At 73.0% G+C, this 20,608-nt stretch carries 14 protein-coding genes; 9 read left to right on the forward strand and 5 right to left on the reverse strand.

What is annotated here, in order from left to right; all coding sequences use genetic code 11:
• Nucleotides 1-73 precede the first annotated feature (73 nt).
• Entirely contained in the window at nucleotides 74-3,121 is a 3,048-nt protein-coding gene (locus ACWEVP_RS19500; RefSeq protein ID WP_452063925.1) for a BTAD domain-containing putative transcriptional regulator, read from the forward strand.
• Between the two features lie 368 nt (nucleotides 3,122-3,489).
• Nucleotides 3,490-3,822, forward strand: a complete 333-nt coding sequence (locus ACWEVP_RS19505) for a helix-turn-helix domain-containing protein (RefSeq protein ID WP_452063926.1) — start codon at nucleotides 3,490-3,492, stop codon at nucleotides 3,820-3,822.
• 586 nt (nucleotides 3,823-4,408) lie between these two features.
• On the opposite strand, the gene ACWEVP_RS19510 is transcribed toward ACWEVP_RS19505, so the two are convergent.
• Together ACWEVP_RS19510 and ACWEVP_RS19515 are read right to left on the reverse strand one after the other, a co-directional pair.
• The gene (locus ACWEVP_RS19510; RefSeq protein WP_452063927.1) at nucleotides 4,409-5,479 is read right to left on the reverse strand and encodes an aldo/keto reductase; all 1,071 of its coding nucleotides are present in this window, start codon (nucleotides 5,477-5,479) and stop codon (nucleotides 4,409-4,411) included.
• Between the two features lie 84 nt (nucleotides 5,480-5,563).
• Nucleotides 5,564-7,078 (reverse strand): tannase/feruloyl esterase family alpha/beta hydrolase, encoded by a 1,515-nt coding sequence (locus ACWEVP_RS19515; RefSeq protein ID WP_452063928.1) that lies wholly within the window; start codon nucleotides 7,076-7,078, stop codon nucleotides 5,564-5,566.
• Between the two features lie 136 nt (nucleotides 7,079-7,214).
• Between ACWEVP_RS19515 and ACWEVP_RS19520 the strand changes: the two genes are divergently transcribed.
• Both ACWEVP_RS19520 and ACWEVP_RS19525 read left to right on the forward strand, forming a co-directional pair.
• Nucleotides 7,215-9,908 (forward strand): ATP-binding protein, encoded by a 2,694-nt coding sequence (locus tag ACWEVP_RS19520; protein ID WP_452063929.1) that lies wholly within the window; start codon nucleotides 7,215-7,217, stop codon nucleotides 9,906-9,908.
• A 92-nt stretch (nucleotides 9,909-10,000) separates the two neighbouring features.
• Complete coding sequence (locus ACWEVP_RS19525; RefSeq protein WP_452063930.1) at nucleotides 10,001-11,035, forward strand: alpha/beta fold hydrolase; 1,035 nt, start codon at nucleotides 10,001-10,003, stop codon at nucleotides 11,033-11,035.
• 6 nt (nucleotides 11,036-11,041) lie between these two features.
• Here ACWEVP_RS19525 and ACWEVP_RS19530 read toward each other — a convergent pair whose 3' ends face one another.
• Nucleotides 11,042-12,634: an ABC-F family ATP-binding cassette domain-containing protein gene (locus ACWEVP_RS19530; RefSeq protein ID WP_452063931.1), complete on the reverse strand. Its 1,593-nt coding sequence runs from the start codon at nucleotides 12,632-12,634 to the stop codon at nucleotides 11,042-11,044.
• A gap of 192 nt (nucleotides 12,635-12,826) precedes the next feature.
• Between ACWEVP_RS19530 and ACWEVP_RS19535 the strand changes: the two genes are divergently transcribed.
• From ACWEVP_RS19535 to ACWEVP_RS19555, 5 genes are all read left to right on the forward strand, one after another.
• On the forward strand, nucleotides 12,827-13,849 hold the full coding sequence (locus tag ACWEVP_RS19535) for an NAD-dependent epimerase/dehydratase family protein (protein ID WP_452063932.1): 1,023 nt from the start codon (nucleotides 12,827-12,829) through the stop codon (nucleotides 13,847-13,849).
• A 74-nt stretch (nucleotides 13,850-13,923) separates the two neighbouring features.
• Nucleotides 13,924-15,123, forward strand: coding sequence for a zinc-dependent alcohol dehydrogenase (locus ACWEVP_RS19540; protein WP_452063933.1), 1,200 nt, complete (start codon nucleotides 13,924-13,926; stop codon nucleotides 15,121-15,123).
• Nucleotides 15,120-15,629: a (2Fe-2S)-binding protein gene (locus ACWEVP_RS19545; protein ID WP_452063934.1), complete on the forward strand. Its 510-nt coding sequence runs from the start codon at nucleotides 15,120-15,122 to the stop codon at nucleotides 15,627-15,629. The genes ACWEVP_RS19540 and ACWEVP_RS19545 overlap by 4 nt, the downstream gene beginning before the upstream one ends.
• Nucleotides 15,626-16,633, forward strand: a complete 1,008-nt coding sequence (locus ACWEVP_RS19550) for an FAD binding domain-containing protein (protein WP_452063935.1) — start codon at nucleotides 15,626-15,628, stop codon at nucleotides 16,631-16,633. The genes ACWEVP_RS19545 and ACWEVP_RS19550 overlap by 4 nt, the downstream gene beginning before the upstream one ends.
• On the forward strand, nucleotides 16,630-18,720 hold the full coding sequence (locus ACWEVP_RS19555) for a xanthine dehydrogenase family protein molybdopterin-binding subunit (protein ID WP_452063936.1): 2,091 nt from the start codon (nucleotides 16,630-16,632) through the stop codon (nucleotides 18,718-18,720). The genes ACWEVP_RS19550 and ACWEVP_RS19555 overlap by 4 nt, the downstream gene beginning before the upstream one ends.
• Here the strand turns inward: ACWEVP_RS19555 and larC are convergent, their stop codons facing one another.
• Both larC and larB read right to left on the reverse strand, forming a co-directional pair.
• Nucleotides 18,721-19,917, reverse strand: a complete 1,197-nt coding sequence (gene larC / locus ACWEVP_RS19560) for a nickel pincer cofactor biosynthesis protein LarC (RefSeq protein ID WP_452063937.1) — start codon at nucleotides 19,915-19,917, stop codon at nucleotides 18,721-18,723.
• Complete coding sequence (gene larB / locus ACWEVP_RS19565) at nucleotides 19,914-20,606, reverse strand: nickel pincer cofactor biosynthesis protein LarB (RefSeq protein ID WP_452063938.1); 693 nt, start codon at nucleotides 20,604-20,606, stop codon at nucleotides 19,914-19,916. Before larB ends, larC begins: the two co-directional genes overlap by 4 nt.
• Between the last annotated feature and the right edge of the window lie 2 nt (nucleotides 20,607-20,608).

Consider the following 20,608-nt stretch of genomic DNA (forward strand, 5'->3'; position numbering starts at 1 on the left):
ATTAAGATCAATGGAAAAATGTCTGCGGCGGAGCGGGCGGTGGACAGTGTTCACCGAGGGGGAAGGGGGCGGCGTGGAATTGGTGTTCGGAATTCTCGGGCAAACGGCCTTGCTGCTGCACGGGAAAGTGGATGTGAAGTGGGCCCAGCCGCGGTCGAGGCAGGTTCTGGCCGCCTTGCTGACGCGCCCGAACCAGCGGTTCTCCGTCGACGAGGTCGTCGACTGGGTGTGGTCCGACGACGAGAACGCGCCACGGGGAGCGCTCGCGACCCTGCACCAGAACGCCGCGCACCTGCGGCACGCGCTGCAGGCTCGCGGGGTCGCCGCGCACGTCGGGGTCGGCAAGGCCGGCTGCGTGGTCGAGATCGATCCCGCGCTGGTCGACCACTTCGCGTTCGCCACCCTGCTGGGGCTCGCCCGGCAGCGGCGCGACCGGGGCGACCACCAGCGAGCCCACGTCGAGGCGCAAGCGGCGATGCGGCTGTGGCGCGACGAGCCGCTGAGCGACCTGCGGACGCGGCGCGCGGCCGGCTGGCGCGCGCAGTGGCTGCGCAGCCAGTGGCTCCCGGCGAACGCCCTGCTGGTGGCCGAACTGCTGGCCGCCGGGCAGGCCGACGTCGCGCTCGGCAGGTTGCTGGAGCTCGAACAGGCCCATCCGCTGGAGCTGAGCCTCGCGAAGCTGCGGATCCGGGCGTTGGCCGCGGCGGAGCGCCCCGGCGAAGTGACCGAGTTCTACCTCTCCATGCGCCGGCAGTACCTCGACGCGGGGGAGCAGCGGGCCGGCGACGAGCTGCGGGCGGTGCACGAAGAAGTGATCACCGGCCACGGCGCTTTTCCACGTCAGGTGGTGGAGGTGCTCGCCCCGGCCGAAGCCGCGGAGCCCGGCGTTCCGGCGTTGTGGCACGTCCCGCCGGACTGCGACGAGCTCGAGGGCCGCGCCGAGCTGCTCGCGGAGCTGGACGCGTTCACCTCGGATTCGAGCGGGGTGCCCCGTCCGGGCGCGGTCGTCGTGACCGGCGGCCCGGGCGTCGGCAAGTCCACCGCGGTGGTGCGGTGGGCGCACCGGGCGCGGCGGCGGTTCCGCCACGGCGTCGTCGTGCTGGACATGCGCGGTGACAGCCAGGCGACGGCCGCGGACGCCGGCGAGGTCGTCGACACGCTGTTGTCGTTGCTGGACTTCCCGGTCGACCAAGTCGTCAACCCGGTGGCGCGTGCGGCGAAGCTGGCGGCGCTGCTGCGGCCACGGCAGCTGGCGGTGGTGCTCGACAACGTGCGCAGCCGGGAGCAGGTCGCTCCGCTGCTGGGTGTGCTGGCGGCCTGCACGGTGCTGGTGGTGTCGCGGTGGCGGTTGCCGTCGCTGGCGGCGACAGTGTCCCCGCCGGTGGTGACCGTGCGGCCGCTGGCCATTTCGGACGCGATGTCGTTGCTGGAGCGCCGGATCGGCCGGCGCGCCCGGGACGACCGCCGCGGTGTGGCGGAACTGGTGCGGCTGTGCCGGGGCAACCCGCTGGCGCTCACGCTGGTGGCCGATCGTGCGCTGGCCCGCACGGGCATGGTGCTGCCGACCTTGGCCCGGCTCCTGCGCGACGCGGATCTGCTGCTGGACCTCGGGCACGAAGGCGACTGGCCGCAGCGGAGCCTGCGTGCGGCGTTCACCGTGTCCTACCAGGCGCTGGCGGCGGACGAGCGGCGCGCGCTCGCGGTGATCGGGGTGCACCCGGGTGCGGAAGTCACCGCCGAAGCCGTCGCGGCCGCGGCCGGACGGCCGGTGTCCGCGGTGCGCCGCTCGCTCGACGTCCTGGTCGCGGCGCACCTGCTCGAGCACCCCGGCGACCTCGACCGCTACCGCGTCCACGACCTCCTGCACGCCTACGCCGCGTCGGTCGCGGCGCAGCTGGACGACATCGCGGCGGTGCGCCGCCGGCTGTTCGAGTTCTACCTGCTGATGGCCCGTGACGCGCACCGTCTGGTGTTCCCGCACAAACCGCTGCCGCCTCTGCCCCCGACGACCCTGGATCGGCCGGGCACCGGGTTCGCCGGCGCGGTCGCGGCCCGGCAGTGGGTGATCCGGGAGAAGAGCCTGCTGGTGGCGGTCGTCGCCGGCGCCTGCGCCGAGGGGCTGCACGAGATCGCCTGCCACCTCCCGGCGCTGTTCGTCGAGTTGTTGGTGAACACAGGCTTCTTCGCCGACGCGATCGCCTGCCTGACGACCGCGGTCGAGAGCGTGGAATCGGCGCTGACCGAGCCCGGCGCGGACGAGGTGAGGCTGCGGCAGCTGCTGGGGTCGCACCTGAACGACCTGGGCGTGGTCCTGATGCACCGCGGCGAGGAGCGGCAGGCGGAACGCCACCTGCGGCGGGCGCTGGCACTGGCGGAGGCGGACGGCTCACCGCTGGGGCGGATCGCGTCGACCCTGAACCTGGCCAAGTGGCACCTGCGGGACGACCGCGCGGCGGAAGCCGCCGTGCTGTGCCGGCTCGCCCTGGAGCTGGCCTACGAGCTGGGCGAGCCGGCGCTGTGCGCCGCCGCGGCGCACCGGCTCGCGAACGCGCTGGTGGCCGCGGGCGGCTTCGAGCAGGAGGCCGCCCAGCTGTACGCCGAGGCCCTGGCCGACCTGCGCGACACCCCGGACGTGACGACGCGGCTGGAGATCCACACGGCGTGGGCGTCCTTGCTGACCGACCAGGGACGGCTGGCCGAGGCCGACGAACAGTGCCGGCGAGCCTCGGAGCTGACGTCGGCGAGCCTGAGCCTGCCCGCGGTGATGAAGCTCAACACGGTCCTGGCCAGGCTGAGGCACGAGCAGGGCAACGCACGGGCGGCGTTGTGGTACGCGTACCGGGCGGTCGAGCTGGCCGATCGCACCGGCCACGCGACCGGGCAGGCGAGGGCCTTGTCGGCGCTCGCGGCGATCCTGCGCGAGCGCGAGAACCGGGCGGACGCGCGGGCCCTGTGGCTGCAGGCGGCGGAGCTCTACCGGGGGAGGGAGCGCGGCAGGCGGGCGGAAGAGCTGGGTGAGCTGGTGGCCGAACTGGACGCGGAGCTGGTCATCCCGGCCGCGCGGGACGGTGAACGCGACACCGTGGCGATGTTGCCGCCGCGGCTGCGCCACGAACGGTGAAGCGGGAATCCCACCGGTTTCGTGTCGGTTTTCCGGTCGTACCACGACGATCAACAGCGTGATCGTCCACAGTGGTCAGCCCTTCGGGATCTTGGTGTCGACCGAACGTGACGTCGAGGCTGAAGGCGAGGCGTACTCCTGGCGTCGGCCACAAAGCCGCCGATCCGCGTCATCGCCGCCGCTCGCGGTCGTTCCTCCGGGGAGACCGCGCACCACGAGCACGTCACACGCGCACACCGGGAGCGGAGCGGCCATGAGCACGGATCGACCGGGGACCACACTCGCGGCGGTGTACGCGGCGGCGGCGATGCCGTTGGCTGGGTGCGCACGAACTGCAACGCACCCGGATCAGCTGGGCGGATGATCCCGTGAGCGACGAGCACCGAGCCGAACCCGGTCCCGTTCCCGACGACGTGGTGCGAGAGCTCGTCGAGCACTACGCCGCCGGCGACACGATCGAAGGCCTGGTCGCGCGTTACCCGTTCAGCTACCGCAAGATCCGGACTGTGCTGCTCGATGCCGGGATCACGCTGCGGCCGCAGCGCATTCCGCTGCCACCGACCCCGCCGGGCATGGTCGAGGCTTATCTCGAAGGCCGGTCGATCCGCCAGCTCGCGGACACGTACGGCTTGTCCTACAACCAGACGCGCAACGTTCTGCTCGCCGAGGGTGTCGAACTGCGCAGGCGTGGCCAGCCCTGATTCTCTTGTGCGGCCGGGCTCCGAAACGAGATGCCACGTACGAAGCCCGGCGCGACCCGGCCGTTCGCCGGTAGGGTGGGCGGTGGCTCAGGCGGCGCCACTCATGATGATCCACCAAAGGGGCAACAGGGCGTGCATCAGGGAACCTCCTCACGACAGCTGGGGACCGGCGCGGCGCACCTCGCAGGTGGACGAGCATCAAGATTAGAGCTCATCCGAAGCCGGGAAAATCGAGTGCGAGCCTCTTTCGGCGGTCATTCGGTTTCGTTGGGGGGAGGGTACATCCCCCTGTCAGGGGAAAACTTAGCAGGGTGTCGCTCGGATGGGACAACACGGTCGAGTGATTGTCACCTGATGGTCTGACCTGCTTCGATCCGCTGTGAATTCAACAACTGACGCAACCGGTGTCGTTCCACTGTAGACCTTCGGTGAGGCTGGTGGCACGGCCTGGCAAGGCGTTCGCTCCTCCGGTCGTCCACGTGTGCGCGGACAGAGCAATGCGGCCACCCGACCGGGTGGCCGCACTTCCTTCTTGTCCTCGGTTGGCGACAAGAAAGCGAGAAATCTTCACTCGAAAGGGGCGGAGCTACCAGTTCCGGATCGCGGGTGCGTACCCCGCCGGTTTGTCGCCCACTTTCGTGTCCGGGGTGACGATCCAGTTCTGGTACTGCGCCGTGAACATCCGGTACACCGACGCCGGTGGCACCGCGCTCGCCTCGTCCAGTACCGCACGCAGCTCGGGTGGGATCTCGAAGTCCAGCGCCGCCATGCTCTTCTCCAGCTGGGTCGCGCTGCTCGCGCCCACGATCGCCGCCGCTATGCCCGGCTGGGTCGCCACCCAGTTGATCGCCACCTGGGCCATCGTCACGCCCAGCTTGCCCGCCACCTCCTCCAGTGGCTTCAGCAGCTGCCAGTCGTGGTCGGTCCAGGTCTGGGCGTCCGGGTCGGCGAACCGGCCCGGACCGCCGTCGCGGTACTTGCCCGTCAGGAAGCCGCCGGCCAGCGGGCTCCACGCCGTTACCCCGAGGCCGAGTTCCTGGCCCATCGGGACGTGCTCGGTCTCGATCTGGCGCTGCACCAAGGAATACGGCAGCTGCAGGTTGATCATCGGGCCGAACGAGTTCGCCTCGGCGACGCTCTGGGCGCGCGCCGCGTACCAGGCCGGCACGTCGGACAGGCCCGCGTAGCGGATCTTGCCCGCGCGGACGAGGTCGTCGAGCGTGCGGACGACCTCCTCGACCGGGGTGAGCCGGTCCCACGTGTGCAGCAGGAACAGGTCCACGTAGTCGGTGCCCAGCCGGCGCAGCGACGCCTCGAGCGCGCGGATCATGTGCTTGCGGCCGTTGCCGCCCGCGTTGGGGTCGCCCGGGTCGACGCTGTTGGTGAACTTGGTGGTGAGGACCACGCGGTCGCGCACCTTCGCTTCGGCGATGAGGCGGCCGAGGATCGTCTCGCTTTCGCCCGCGGTGTAGAAGTCCGCCGTGTCGACGAAGTTGCCGCCCTCGTCGAGGTACTTGCGGAAGATCGGGCGGGCTTCGGCTTCGGTCTTGCCGTAGGCGGCGTGGAAACCGCCGGTGCCGAAGTTCATGGTGCCGAGCGCGAACCTGCTGACGCGGAGGCCGGACCGGCCGAGGAGGTAGTACTGGTCGAGTGCCATGACTCCACCGTGCCGAGCCGTTTTTGGACCCGCAAGTCCATTCGCCGTGGGTGCCGGAGGGAGGCCGGCACCCACGGCGTGGACTCAGCGGCAGCGGTAGCTCGACGCCACCGCCGGGTCGCCGCCCGTGTAGCGCGAAACCGACGGGAACGGGCACAGGTCGCGGGTCTTGCCGTCCGCCGAAGCGGCCGTCAAGGTGGCCGGGGCCTTGCCGTGCTCGACCCAGTCGACCAGCTGCCCGAGCGCGTTCGTCGGCTCCGGGCCGCCACCGCCGAAGCAGTGCTCGACACCGGGCGCCGAGAACAGCCGGTAGAAGTCGTTCACCCGCTGCGCGCCACCCATCGTCCGCTCCACCGCGCGGCGGTAGGACAGCGTGCCGCCCGGCGGGATCAGCTGGTCGTTCGCGCCCACGAACGTGATCAGCTTGCCGCCGGCGCGGCGGAAGGCTGACAGGTCCGGGTCGGACGTGCCGATGACGTCGTCGTACTCGCGCACCGACTGGCGGAACACGTCGGCGTACTGGGCGTAGGTCAGCTTCGAGGTGTCGAAACCGGCCTGCTTCTCCACGAACGACTGCACCCACTTCACGGCCACCGGGAAGCCCGGCGCGACGAGCGTGCCGTCGGGACCCGGCGTCGTGCCGGCCAGCCAGGTGAAGTCCGCGCCCTTGGGCAGCCCGGCCCACAGCTTGCGGCCGCGCTCGTCGGTCGGGCCGGCCCAGATCTTGCGCATGACCTCGGCGTCCGCCGCTGTCACGGTGAACTCCTCGCCGTCGCAGACGACCTTCGTCCCGACGAGGCTGCGCGGGTCGTAGCCGCACTCGTCCGGCCGGTCGACGATGCCGTTGGTGACGCCGTCACGCGCGTCGCAGGCCTGGACCGCGGCGGTGCGGAACGCCGTGAGCACGCAGGTGCTCGGGAAGTCGTGGCTCTGGTTCATCACGATCTGCGGCCACAGCGTCGCGACGGCGAACTGCGTCCAGTCGACGGCCGGGGCGTTGGCGAGGATGCCGTCGAAGTCGTGGGCGTGGTTTTGGGCCTCGGAATAGCCCTGGCGGCCGCCGGTCGAACAGCCGGTCCAGTACGAGTACGCCACCGGGCGGTGGTAGTACCGCTGCGTGACGGCCTTGCCGATCAGGGCCTCTTCGTGCACCGAACGGGTGGCGAAGTCGGTCAGGAGCGTCCGGTCGACCTTGCCGGGGGCGGTCAGCGCCCACGACGTGTCGAGCCCGTCCAGGGACACGCCGGCGTCGGTCGTCACGCCGGTGTAGCCGTCCTTGACAGCCTGGGCGAGCCCGTCGAAGTTCCCGGCGGCGTAGGCGCTGCCGCCGAGGGCCTGCAGCCGGCCGGTCCAGCCGGTGTCGGGCAGGGCCACGGCGACCTTGACGTGGTCGCTGCCCGAGTGGGTCAGGGTGACGGTGATCTGGCAGTAGCCGGTCTTGGGTTCCGCCTGGACCGACTCGATCTTCGCGCCGGCCGGCGCCTCGACCGGCACGGCGGCACAGGCCGGCGTCGCGGCCGACGCGCTCGGGGAGAGCGGGATCAGGCCGGTCAGCAGGAGCGGCACAGCGGCCGCCAAGAACTTGGGGATGCGTCTCATCGGTTCCTCGGGTCGCTTGGGTGGACGCTGCGAAGCTAGGCGGCGGCGCGCGACCGCCGCGCCCGTCGGATGACGCTGCCCGTGTACGTCACTAGGCGTTGAGCTGGGAAAACACCGGTTGGGTAAGGTCGGTCGCATGGCGCTGCACGGGCGGGAAGCCGAGCTGAAGGAGCTGGGCGAGCTCGTCGACGGTCCCGAAGACCGCAGCGGTGTCGTCATCCGCGGCGAAGCCGGGATCGGCAAGTCGGCGCTGGTGGCGGAGACGGCGGACGCGGCGTCGGTCGCGGGGCTGCGCGTGCTGCGGACGGCCGGCGCGGAGGCCGAGCGGAACCTCGCGTACGCGGGGTTGCACCAGCTGCTGCACCCCGTGCGGGCGGGGGTGGCCGAGCTGCCCGCGCCGCAGCGGGACGCGCTGCGTACGGCGCTGGGCCTGGCTGAGGGCGCTTCGCCGAGCGCGTACCTGGTCGGGCTCGCCGTGTTGACGTTGCTGGCCGAAGAAGCGGCGGCGAAGCCCTTGCTGCTGGTCGCGGAGGACGTGCACTGGCTGGACCAGGCGAGCGCGGACGTCCTGGCGTTCGTGGCGCGGCGGATCGAGAACGAGCCGATCGTCCTGCTGGCCACGCTGCGGGAGGGTGCCGCTTCGCCGCTGCTGGACGCGGGTCTGGCGCCCATGCTGCTGGACCGCCTGGCGGCGGACGAGGCGGCGGACCTGCTGGACGCGGTCGCGCCGCGGCTGGCGCCGGCGGTCCGGACCAGGTTGCTGACGGAGGCGGCGGGGCATCCGCTGGCGTTGACGGAGCTGCCGTCCGCGCTGGCGGACTTCGACGGGCTCGACCCGGTGCTGCCGCTGACGGAGCGGCTGGAGCGCACGTTCACGGTTCGGGTGGCGGGTGTGCCACCGGCGACCCGCACGGCACTGCTGGTGGCGGCGCTCAACGAGACGACGGCGCTGGCCGAGACATTGACGGCGACAGGCGCGCTCGTAACGGCGGGCGTCGAGCCCGATGTCTTCACTCCCGCCGTCGAAGCGCGGCTCGTCGAACTTTCCGCCGGCACGGTCACCTTCCGGCATCCCCTCATGCGCTCCGCCATCCCCGCCGCCGCGGCACCGGCTGAGCGGCGCCGGACCCACCTCGCCCTCGCCGAAGCCCTGCACGACCAGCCCGACCGGCGTGCCTGGCACCAGGCCGCCGCGACCGCCGGGCCCGATGAGAGCGTCGCCGCCGATCTGGAACGGACCGCCGACCGCGCCCTTTACCGGGGTGGGGCCGCCGCCGCCATCGCCGCGCTCGAACAGGCCGCGCGGCTCAGCGAACAGCCCGAAGCCAGGACCGATCGGCTGCTCAAGGCCGCCGAACTGGCCGTCGAATCCGGGCGGCGCGAAACCGCCGAACGGCTCGTGCACGCCGCCAACCCGGCCGGCGCGAGCCGGCGCGCCACCGCCAGCCGGCTGCTGAGCGAGTTCGAAGACGGCGTCCGCGAAGACCCCGCCCGCGTCGCCGAACTCGCGGCCACCGCCGCAACCGTCGCCGCCGACGGGCAGCACGACGCCGCACTGCGGATCCTCTGGAGCGCCGCCATGCGGTGCTTCTGGACCGAGCCCGGCCCGGCCGCGCGAAAAGCGCTGCTCGACGTCGCCGACGCGCTGCCCGTCCCGGCCGACGACCCGCGGATCGTGGCGGTCACCGCGTACGTCGCGCCCTTCGAACGCGGCCGGGACGTCCTGGAAAAACTCACGCAGCTGGCCGCGCGGACCGGGGCCGATCCCGAGGTCGACCGCTACCTGGGCAGCGCCGCCCTCCAGATCGGGGCCTTCGACCTCGCCGCCCGCTTCTCCGCGGCCGCCGCGCCGGGCCTGCGTGCGCAAGGACGGCTCGGGGCGCTGCCGCGCGCGCTGGCCGTCCTCGCGTGGAGCCGTGTCCGGCTCGGGGACCTGGCCGGCGCCGTGCCCGCCGCGGCGGAAGCGGCCCGGTTCGCCCAGGAGACCGGCCAGCCGTTCATGCACGGCCTGGCCACCGCCGTCCAGGCCGAGATCGCCGCCCTGCGCGGCGACCACAAGCAGGCGAGAACCCTCGCCGGCGAGGCCGAACGCACCGGGCTGGCCGCCGGGGCGCGGCCGGTGCTCGCCACCGTCCAGCTCACGCGCGGGCTCACCGACCTGAGCGAAGGCCGCTTCGAGGACGCCTTCGCCGACCTGCGCCGGCTCCTCGATCCTGCCGACCCCGCCTACCAGCTGGCTCTGCGCGCGTACTGCGTCGCGGAGCTGACCGAGGCCGCGGTCCGGGCCGGGCGGACCGATGACCTGCGGGACGTCCTGGCCGAGCTGGAGTGCCTGGACACGCCGTCGCCCGCGCTGCACATCGGGCTGCGGTACGCCCGCGCGGTGCTCGACCCGAGCGACGAGCGGTTCGCCGAAGCACTGGGGGCCGACCTGAGCGGCTGGCCCGCCGAACGCGGCCGCGTCCACCTGGCCTTCGGCGAGTGGCTGCGGCGGCAGCGGCGGGTCGTCGAATCGCGGACGCACCTGCGCACCGCGCGCGAGACGTTCGACGCCCTCGGCATGACGGCGTGGGCCGAGCGGGCGCGACGTGAGCTGCGCGGCGCTGGCGAGTCGAGCCCGAACCGCGGTCCGGACGCGCGCGAGAAGCTGACCCCGCACGAGCTGAGCATCGCCCAGCTGGCCGCGGAGGGGCTGACGAACCGCGAGATCGGGCAGCGGCTGTACCTTTCGCACCGGACCGTCGGCACGCACCTGCACCGGATCTTCCCCAAGCTGGGCGTGAGCTCCCGCGCCGACCTCGCCGGGATGCTGAAGACCCTGGAGGGGTGACGTACACCGGCTGCGTCACCTGACGGGCGCGAAGGTCACCGGACCGGCTCTAACGTCGTGAAAGTCCCACGGTCTTTCGCACAGGAGTCCAGATGATCAGCAGGAGAAGGTTCGGGCAGGCGTTCGCGGCGGGGCTGGCGGCGACGTCCTTGGCGGCCTGCTCGTCGGACGCCGCCGCTCCGGCCGCGGCCCCGTCGACGGCCCCTGACCTGCGGGCCGGCTCCGGTGAGCACACCTCGCTCGGCGAGGTCAAGCACGCGGACGCCGGGGTGCTGACCATGGCCTACCACGAGTCGGGGCCGGCGACCGGGCAGCCGGTGGTCCTGCTGCACGGCTGGCCGTACGACCCGTACAGCTACGTCGACGTCGCGCCGATCCTGGCCGCGGCCGGCTACCGCGTGATCATCCCGTTCCTGCGCGGCTACGGCCCGACGGCGTTCAAGTCGGCGCAGACCGTCCGCAACGGGCAGCAGGCGGCCGTCGCGCTCGACGTCGTCGCGCTGATGGACACGCTCAAGATCGGCAAGGCCGTCCTCGGCGGGTACGACTGGGGCTCGCGGACCGTCGACATCATCGCCGCGCTGTTCCCGGAGCGGTGCAAGGCCGTCGTCGCGGTGAGCGGGTACATCGTCACGAACCTGGCGGCGAACCGGAAACCCCTCGCCCCGCAGGCGGAACTCGGCTGGTGGTACCAGTACTACTTCGCGACCGAGCGCGGCCGCGCGGGCTACGCGGCGAACCGCCACGACTTCAACAAGCTGATCTGGAAGACGGCGTCCCCCGCGTGGCACTTCGACGACGCGACGTACGACCGCAGCGCCGCCGCGTTCGACAACCCCGACCACGTCGACATCGTGATCCACAACTACCGCTGGCGGCTCGGCCTGGCCCCGGGCGAACCGCAGTACGACGCGTACGAGCAGAAGCTGCAGGCGGGCCCGGTGATCCCGGTCCCGGCGATCACGATCGCCAGCGACTTCGACGGCGCGGCCAAGGACGGCAAGGCCTACCGCGCCAAGTACACCGGCAAGTACGAGCACCGGATCCTCGACGGGATCGGCCACAACGTGCCGCAGGAGGCGCCGAAGCCGTTCGCCCAGGCGATCCTCGACGCCGCCCGCATGTGACACACGTCAGCCGAGCACCTCACCGTCTTCGAGCCGCAGCCGGCGGTCGATCCCGATGGCGTCCAGGAAGCGTTCGTCGTGGCTCACCACCACGAACGCGCCGCGGAACGCGGTCAGCGCGCTTTCCAGCTGGCCCGTGCTGACCAGGTCGAGGTTGTTCGTCGGCTCGTCCAGCAACAGCAGCTGCGGGGCCGGCTCGGCGAACAGCACGCACGCCAGCGTCGCGCGCAGCCGTTCGCCGCCCGAGAGGACACCGACCGGCAGGTGTACCCGTGAGCCGCGGAACAGGAAGCGCGCCAGCAGGTTCATCCGCTGCGCGGGCGGTGTCGCGGGGGCGGCGGACGCCAGGTTCTCGGCCACCGAGCGTTCGTCGTCCAGCAGGTCCAGCCGCTGGGACAGGAACGCGATCCGACCGTCCACACGGGACACCGAACCCGCGTCCGGGGTGAGGTCGCCGTGGATCATCCGCAGCAGCGTGGACTTCCCGGCGCCGTTGGGCCCGGTCAGCGCGATCCGCTCCGGCCCGCGGATCGCCAGGTCGACGCCGTCCGGGAACAGCCCGCGGGCCCGCAGGCCCTCGCCGAGGAACAGCGTGCGGCCGGCCGGGACCTCCGTCCGCGGCAGCTCGAGGCTGATCTTCTGCTCGTCCCGCCGCGCGCGTTCGGCCTGGTCGAGCTTGGCCTTCGCCGCGCCGACGCGGGCCGCGTGCGTGCCGTCCGCCTTGGCGGCCGACTCCTGGGCGTTGCGTTTCATGGTGCCGGCGAAGATCTTGGGCAGCCCGGCGTTGCCCAGGTTGCGCGACGCGGTGCTCGCTCGGCGGGCGGCGCGTTCCCGGGCCTGCTGCATCTCCCGCTTCTCGCGCTTGACCTCCTGTTCGGCGGTGCGGATGTTCTTTTCGGCGACCTCCCGCGCGGCTCGGACGGCTTCCTCGTACGAGGTGAAGTTGCCGCCGTGGAACCGGATTTCCCCGCGGTCCAGCTCGGCGATCCGGTCCATCCGGTCGAGCAGGGCGCGGTCGTGGCTGACCACGACGAGGCAACCGGACCAGTCGTCGAGCACCGCGTACAGCCGGTGGCGGGCGTCGAGGTCGAGGTTGTTGGTCGGTTCGTCGAGCAGCAGCACGTCGGGCTGCTTGAGCAGCTGCGCGGCCAGTCCCAGTGAGACGATCTGCCCGCCGGACAGCGTGCTCAGCGACCGGTCCAGTGCGACGTCGAGGCCGAGCCGGTCGAGCTGGGCGCGGGTGCGTTCCTCGATGTCCCAGTCGGTGCCGATGGTGGTGAAGTGCGCTTCGGCGGCGTCGCCGGACTCGACGGCGGCGATGGCCGCCAGGACCGGCGCGACGCCGAGGACTTCGGCGACGGACGGCTTTCCGCTCAACGGCAGGTCCTGCGGCAGGTAGCCGAGGACGCCGTCGGCGGTGACGCTGCCCGCCGCCGGCCGCAGGACGCCCGCGACGAGCTTCAGCAGCGTCGTCTTGCCGGAGCCGTTCGGGGCGACGAGCCCGGTGCGGCCGCCGGGGAAGGTGGCGGAGAGGCGGTCGAACACGGGGGTGTCGTCCGGCCAGGAGAAGGACAGGCCGGACAGCACGATTTCGGACATGGTGAAGACCTCGAAGTGGTGCGAAGCGAAAGGGGGACGTCGAAAGCGGCCCGCGCCGGCACTGCCGGGGGCCTGCACACTCCGGAGCTATCCGGAGATGTCGACGTCACCTGCCACGACTGCTCCCTCGGTAAGGATCTTCACCTCGAACATAGCAGGGTTGTCCGGCGACCGGCCGGGTAACCGGCCCCGATGCGCATCGTGGTCACGGGAGCAACGGGCAACATCGGCACCGGCGTCGTCGCGGCGCTGGAGGCCGATCCGCAGGTCGAGACGGTCGCCGGGCTGGCGCGGCGGCCGGCCGGGGGCGTCGTCGCGGCCGACGTCGAGCGCGCCGACCTCGTGCCGCTGTTCCGCGGCGCCGACGCCGTCGTCCACCTGGCGTGGCTGTTCCAGCCGACGCGCCGCCCGGAAACCACCTGGCGCGCCAACGTCCTCGGCTCGCTGCGGGTGTTCGACGCCGCGGCCGCCGCCGGCGTGCCCAAGCTCGTCTACTCGTCGTCGGTCGGCGCGTATTCGCCGCGTGAGAACGACGAACCGGTGACCGAGGACTGGCCGACGCACGGCTGGCCCGGTGCGGCGTACACGCGTGAGAAGTCCTATGTGGAGCGTTATCTCGACGCGTTCGAGCAGCGCCACCCGAAGCTCGACGTCGTGCGCGTCCGGCCCGCGTTCGTCTTCCAGCGCGCGGCCGCGACCGCGCAGCGCCGCCTGTTCGGCGGGCCGTTCGTACCGGGCAGCCTGATCCGGCCGGGCCTGATCCCGCTGGTCCCGGACGTCCGGGGACTGCGCGCGCAGGTCGTGCACACCGCCGACCTGGCCGACGCGGTCCGCCGGGCCGTGACGCGGCCGGTGCGCGGGGCGTTCAACATCGCGACGGGCCCGGTCGTCGACCCCCGCTTCGCCGCGGACCTGCTGCACGCCCGGACGGTCCCGGTCCCGGCCGGCGTGGTCCGGGCGGCGGTGGACGCGGCCTGGCGGCTGCACGCGGTCCCGGCGACGCCCGGGCTCTTCGACGCCGTGCTGCGGCTGCCGCTGATGGACACGAGCCGCGCGGAGTCCGAGCTGGACTGGCGGCCGCGGCACGATGCCGCGAGCACGCTGACCGAGTTCCTCGAGGGGCTGCGCGCGGGCGCGGGCGCGGACACGGCCCCGCTGGCCCCGGACCGGCACCGGCTGCACGAGCTCGCGACCGGTGTCGGCAAGCGGCCCTGACATCTTTCCGCCGGTGGCCGTTTGCGCGGCCGCCCAGCGGGCAACCGCCTCCGAAACGACCTCCGGAGGCGAACGTGAAGGCAGTGGTGTGGCACGACGTCGGCGACATCCGGCTGGACGAGGTGCCCGACCCGAAGATCCTGGAGCCGAGTGACGCCGTCATCCGGATCACCCGCAGCGCGATCTGCGGCACCGACCTGCACCTCGTGCGGGGCACGATGCCGGGGATGGTGCCGGGGACCGTGCTGGGTCACGAAGCCGTCGGGGTGGTCGAAGAGGTGGGCCCGGCCGTCCGCGGTTTCACCCCCGGTGACCGCGTGGTGGTGACGTCCACGATCGGGTGCGGGACCTGTGCGTACTGCCGGGCCGGGTACTACGCCCAGTGCGACACGGCCAACCCGAACGGCCCGTCCGCGGGCACGTCGTTCTTCGGCGGTCCCGAGTCCACCGGCCCGGTCGACGGGCTGCAGGCCGAGTACGCCCGGATCCCGTTCGCCATGACCACGCTCGTCCGCGTACCCGACAACGTCACCGACGACCAGGCGATCCTCGTCTCCGACATCTTCCCGACCGCGTGGTTCGGGGCACGCCTGGCCGAGGTCGGCGCGGGGGACAGCGTGCTCGTGCTGGGCGCGGGCGCGGTCGGGCAGTTCGCCATCGCCTCCGCCAAGCGCCAGGGCGCCGGCCGCGTGTTCGTCGTGGACGGCATCGCCTCCCGGCTGGACCTCGCCCGGGGCCAGAACGCGGAGACGGTCGACTTCAACGCCGAGGACCCGGTCGCCCTGGTCAAGGAGCTGACCGGCGGTATCGGCGTGGACCGGGTGATCGACGCGGTCGGCGTCGACGCCCAGCGCCCGGCTCGCGGGCCCGCCGCGGGGCAGGGCGAAGACCTCGAAGCGGAACGCGAGGTGGCCGCGCCCGACGCCGCCCCGGACGGCGACCAGTGGGTGCCGGGCGAGGCCCCGAGCCTGGCCGCGCGCTGGGCGGTCGAGGCCGTGGCCAAGGCCGGGACCATCGGCGTGATCGGCGTCTACCCACCGGGCTTCGACCGGTTCCCGTTCGGCCAGGCCATGAACAAGAACCTCACCGTCCACATGGGCAACTGCAACCACCGCCGGTACGTCCCGAAACTGATCGGGCTGGTCGCCTCCGGCGCGGTCGACCCGACGCCGTTCATCACGCAGCACGAACAGCCCACCTCCGCGATCGACGCCTACCGGACGTTCGACCGCCGCGAGGAGGGCTGGCTCAAGACGGTGCTGGACGTCGCATGACCACCACACTCGAGCTGAGGGTCGACGGGACCGCGCGCCGGGTCACCGTCGACCCGCGGCGGACGCTGCTCGACCTGCTGCGCGACCAGCTCGGCGTCCACAGCCCGAAGAAGGGCTGTGACCACGGCCAGTGCGGTGCCTGCACGGTCCTGCTCGACGGCCGGCGGGTGCTCGCCTGCCTCGTCCTCGCGGTGACCTGCGAAGGCGCCGAGGTGACGACGGCGGCGGGCCTGGCGCCGGACGGCGAGCTGCACCCGGTGCAGCAAGCCTTCCTCGAACACGACGGCTTCCAGTGCGGCTACTGCACTCCCGGCCAGATCTGCTCCGCGGCCGGGCTGCTGACCGAGTTCGCCGAGGGCGCGCCGAGCCACGTCACCGCCCCGGTCACCGAAACTCCACAGTGGACTGACGACGAGATCGCCGAGCGGATGAGCGGGAACCTCTGCCGCTGCGGTGCCTACGCCGGGATCGTGGCCGCCGTGCGGCAGGCGGGAGGGAACCGGTGAAACCGTTCGCGTACGGCAGGCCGGCCACGGCCGCCGAGGCGGTCGAGGTCGTCGCGGGTGATCCGGCGGCGGAGTTCCTCGGCGGCGGCACCAACCTGGTCGACCACCTGAAGCTCGGCATCGCCGCACCCGGCCGGCTCGTCGACGTCACGGCGTTGACGTCGACGGAGGTCCGGGAGGACGCCGACGGCGGCCTGGAAATCGGCGCGGGCGTGCGCAACAGCGACCTCGCGGCCGACCGGCGCGTCCGGGAGCGCTACCCGGTGCTGGCCCAGGCCTTGCTGGCGGGCGCGTCGGCGCAGCTGCGGAACATGGCCACCACCGGCGGAAACCCGTTGCAGCGCACCCGGTGCGTGTACTTCCAGGATGTCACGACGCCGTGCAACAAGCGCACGCCCGGCGAAGGCTGCTCGGCGCTCGGCGGGGCCACCCGCCAGCACGCGGTGCTCGGCGCGTCCGAGCACTGCGTCGCCACCCACCCGTCCGATCTGGCGGTGGCGCTGGCCGCGCTGGACGCCCGGGTGCGCGTGCTCGGGCCGGAAGGCGAGCGCGACGTCCCGTTCACCGGGCTCCACCGCCTGCCCGGCGACCGGCCGGACCGCGACACGGTTCTCGGCCACGGCGACCTGATCACCGCGATCACCGTCCCCGCGCTGCCGTGGGCCCGCCGGTCGGCCTACCGCAAGGTCCGCGACCGGGCGTCCTACGCGTTCGCCCTGGTTTCCGCGGCGGCCGCGGTGTCCATTGTGGATGGCACGGTCGAAGACGTCCGGGTCGCGCTCGGCGGGGTCGCGCACAAGCCGTGGCGGGCCCACCGCGCCGAAGACGTCCTGCGTGGCGAACGCCCCACCGACGCGCTGTTCCGCGCGGCTGCCGAAGCCGAACTCGCCGACGCCCGCCCGCTGGAGGGGATCGACGGGGGAAACGCTTTCAAGATCCCGCTCGTCACCCGCACCCTGACCGCCGTCCTGCGCGAGCTGACCGCCGAGGAGCGCCCCCGATGACCGGACTGCTGGAACCGCGGGCCATCGGCCGCGCCCTCACCCGCCGCGACGGGCCGGCGAAGGTCACCGGCACCGCGCCGTACGCCTACGAGGCCCCCGTCGAGCACGCGGCCTACTGCCATCCCGTGCAGGCGACGATCGCGCGCGGCCGGTGCACGCGGGTCGGCACCGTCGAGGCCGAGTCGCTCGACGGCGTCCTGCGGGTGCTGACGCCGTTCACCGCCGAACGGCTGGCCGACACCGAGGACGCCGAACTGGCGGTCCTGCAGGACCAAGAGGTCCCGTTCCGCGGCTGTGTGCTCGCCCTGGTGATCGCCGACAGCCCGGAGACCGCGCGGCAGGCGGCGGACCTCGTCGAGGTCGAGTACGACCGCGGCGAAGCCGACGTCGAGCTGCGCGCCGACCGCGACGACCTCTACAAACCGGAGAAGGTCAACCCGTCCTTCCCGACGGACACCGACCAGGGCGACGTCGAGGCCGGGTTGCGCGAATCCGCCGTGACCGTCGACCGGACGTACACGACGGCGATGTACCACAACAACCCGCTCGAGCCGCACACCACGACGGCGCTCTGGGAAGACGGCACGCTCACGCTGTGGGACTCCACGCAGGGCGTCCACCCGGTGCGCGGCACCGTCGCGAAGGTGTTCGGCCTGCCCGCAGCGCAGGTGCGGGTGAGCTGCCCGTACGTCGGCGGCGGCTTCGGGTCGAAGGGCACCGCGCACGCCCCCGTCGTCCTCGCGGCGCTGGCCGCACGGGCCGTACCCGGCCGTCCGGTGAAGCTCGCGCTGACCCGGCAGCAGATGTTCAGCCTGGCCGGCTACCGCACGCCGACGATCCAGCGGATGCGCCTGGGCGTCGGCCGCGACGGACGGCTGCGGGCGATCCGGCTGGACGTCGTCGAGCAGACGTCGCGGATCAAGGAGTTCGCCGAGCAGACCGCGGTGCCCGCGCGGATGATGTACGCCGCGCCGAACCGGCGGACCGGCCACCGCCTCGCCGCGCTCGACGTGCCGGTGCCGTCGTGGATGCGCGCGCCGGGGGAGTGCCCCGGCATGTTCGGGCCCGAGGTGGCGATGGACGAACTCGCGTACGAGCTGGGCATCGACCCGGTCGAGCTGCGCGTGCGCAACGAACCCGAGCGCGACCCGGAGACCGGTAACCCCTTCTCCGGCCGCCGGCTCGTCGAGTGCCTGCGCACCGGCGCGCGAGCTTTCGGCTGGGCGGACCGCGATCCGCGGCCGGGCGTCCGCCGGGACGGCCGGTGGCTGGTCGGCACCGGCGTCGCCGCGTCGGTCTACCCGGCGAAGCGGATGCCGGGCTCGACGGCGGTCGTCCGGTTCGAAAAGGGCCGCTACACCGCGGAAATCGGGGCCGCCGACCTCGGCACGGGCGCGTGGACGGTGCTGCCGCAGATCACGGCGGACGCCCTCGGCGTACCGGTCGAGGACGTCGACGTCCGCATCGGCGACACCGACCACCCCGAGGCCACGGTCGCCGGCGGGTCGACCGGGACGACGTCGTGGGGCGCCACGCTGGTCGCGGCGGCCGAGGCGTTCCGCGACAAGTACGGCGACGACCCCGGCGACGGGGACGAGGTTTCGGCGGGAACACCGGAGAACCCGGACGAGGACCGCTACGCGATGTACGCGTTCGGGGCGCAGTTCGCCGAAGCCCGCGTCGACGCCGACACCGGCGAGGTCCGGGTGGCGCGGCTGCACGGCACGTTCGCGGCCGGCCGGATCGTCAACCCGCGCACCGCGCGTTCGCAGTTCCTCGGCGGGATGACCATGGGCCTGTCGATGGCCCTGCACGAGCACAGCCTGCTCGACCCGCGGTTCGGCCACGTCGTCAACCACGACCTGGCCGAGTACCACATCGCGGCCAACGCGGACGTCCTGGACCTGCGGGCGCACTGGCTCGACGACGTCGACCCGCACGTGAACCCCATGGGCAGCAAGGGAGTCGGCGAGATCGGCATCGTGGGCACGGCGGCGGCGGTGGCCAACGCGGTCTTCCACGCCACCGGCGTCTGCGTGCGCGATCTGCCGATCACCCTGGACAAGCTGCTGCCGGGGCTGCCCTGATCAGTGCTCGTGGCGCTCCGGCTCGACGGCCGCGCGCACTTCCTCGAGCACCCGGCGCAGCGGCCGGCCGGTGGCGTCCGCGGCCGCCTTGACGTCGTCGTACTCCGGCTGCGCCGTGACCACGGACCCGTTGAGGAACCCGCGCTTCACGCTCACCGCGTGCCCGCGGTAGTCGACGGTGACGCTGTCGCGCGGCAGGGAGCGCCGCTCGACGGGGGACAGGCGCACGCCGAGCGTCGAGGTGTGGGCGAACACCGTCGCGCAGATGCCGTCGACGCGGTCTTCGGCCGCGAGCGCCGTCAGGACCACGCCCGGCCGGCCCTTCGGCGCGGTCACCGGCGCGCACCACGCGTCGGCGGCGCCCGCGGCGCGCAGGGCGGCCAGGACTTCGGGCCACAGCCGGGGATCGAGGTCGTCGACCGTCGTCTCGACGACGGTCAGCTTCGCGCGCACCCACGCGCGTTCCTCCGCCCCCGCGCCGACGACGACCCGGACGATGTTCGCGTGCCCTGGCGGGTCGGCCGTGCCCGCCCCGACGCCGACCCGGACCGGCACGCACGACGGCATCGGGCCGTAGGCGTCGGCGAGCGAGACCAGCAGCGCGGCGCCCGTGGGCGTGCACAGCTCCCGCATCGCCGGGTGTGCGGCGACCGGTGCGCCGGCCCCGGTGAGGAGCGCGAGCACCGCGGGCGGCGGCACGGTGAGCCGGCCGTGGTCCGCCGTCACCGTGCCTCCACCGACGGCGATCGGCGAGACCGTCACGGTCGCGTCCAGCAGGCCGAGCGCGTCCAGGCCGAGGGCGCACCCGACGATGTCGGCGATCGCGTCCAGCGCGCCGACTTCGTGGAAGTGCACGTGGTCGCGGCCGATGCCGTGCACCGCGGCTTCGGCGTCCGCCAGCCGGTCGAACACCTTGGTGGCAAAGCCTTTCGCGGCGTCGGGCAGCGCGGCGGCGGCGATCAGGCCGAGGATTTCCGGGAGGTGGCGGGCGTGGCGCGTCTCGGGCGCCTCGACGACGACCTGCCGCGCGCGCAGGCCGTGGCGCCGCACCACCTGCTCGGTCAGCCGGATGTCGTCGACGCCCAGCCCGGCCAGCCCGTCGGTGATCGCGTCGAAGTCCGCGCCCGCGTCGACCAGCGCGGCCAGCAGCATGTCGCCGGCGCAGCCGTTCCCCGCGTCGATCCACGCGACGGTCACGGCGCCACCGACTGCCGGGCGACGCGGGCCGCCGCGACGCCCGCGCCGAAGCCGTTGTCGATGTTGACCGTCACCACCCCGGGGGCGCAGCTGTTCAGCATGGTCAGGAACGCGGTCAGGCCGTCGAGGTGCCAGCCGTAGCCGACGCTCGTGGGCACGGCGATCAACGGCTTCCCGCACAGTCCACCGAGGACGGTCGGCAGCGCGGCCTCCATGCCGGCGATCGCCACGACGGCGTCGGCGGCGGCGATCCGGTCGCGTTCGGCCAGCAAGCGGTGCAGCCCGGCCACGCCGACGTCGACCACGAGGTCCGGCTCCGCGCCGAAGACCGCCACCGTCGTGGCGCACTCCCGCGCGACGGGCAGGTCCGAGGTCCCCGCGCACACCACGGCCACCTTGCCGCGCGGCGGGGGCGGCGCGCCGAGCGTCACCGTCCGGCCGGCGTCGTCGATGTCCGCGCCCGGCAGGCGATCGCGGCACAGAGCGCGGGCTTCGTCGCCGACCCGCGTGGCGAGCACCGCGCGGCCGGGATGGGCTTCGTGCAGCCGCGCGAGCGCGGCCGCGATCTGCTCCGGGGTCTTCCCCGCGCCGAACACCACTTCCGGATCCCCGGTCCGGGCGGCCCGGTCGAGATCCAATCGCGCGAAACCCAGATCGGCGGTCGCCGCCGTAACCCCAGTCGATACCACGT

The organism is Amycolatopsis sp. NPDC003865, assembly GCF_053605345.1.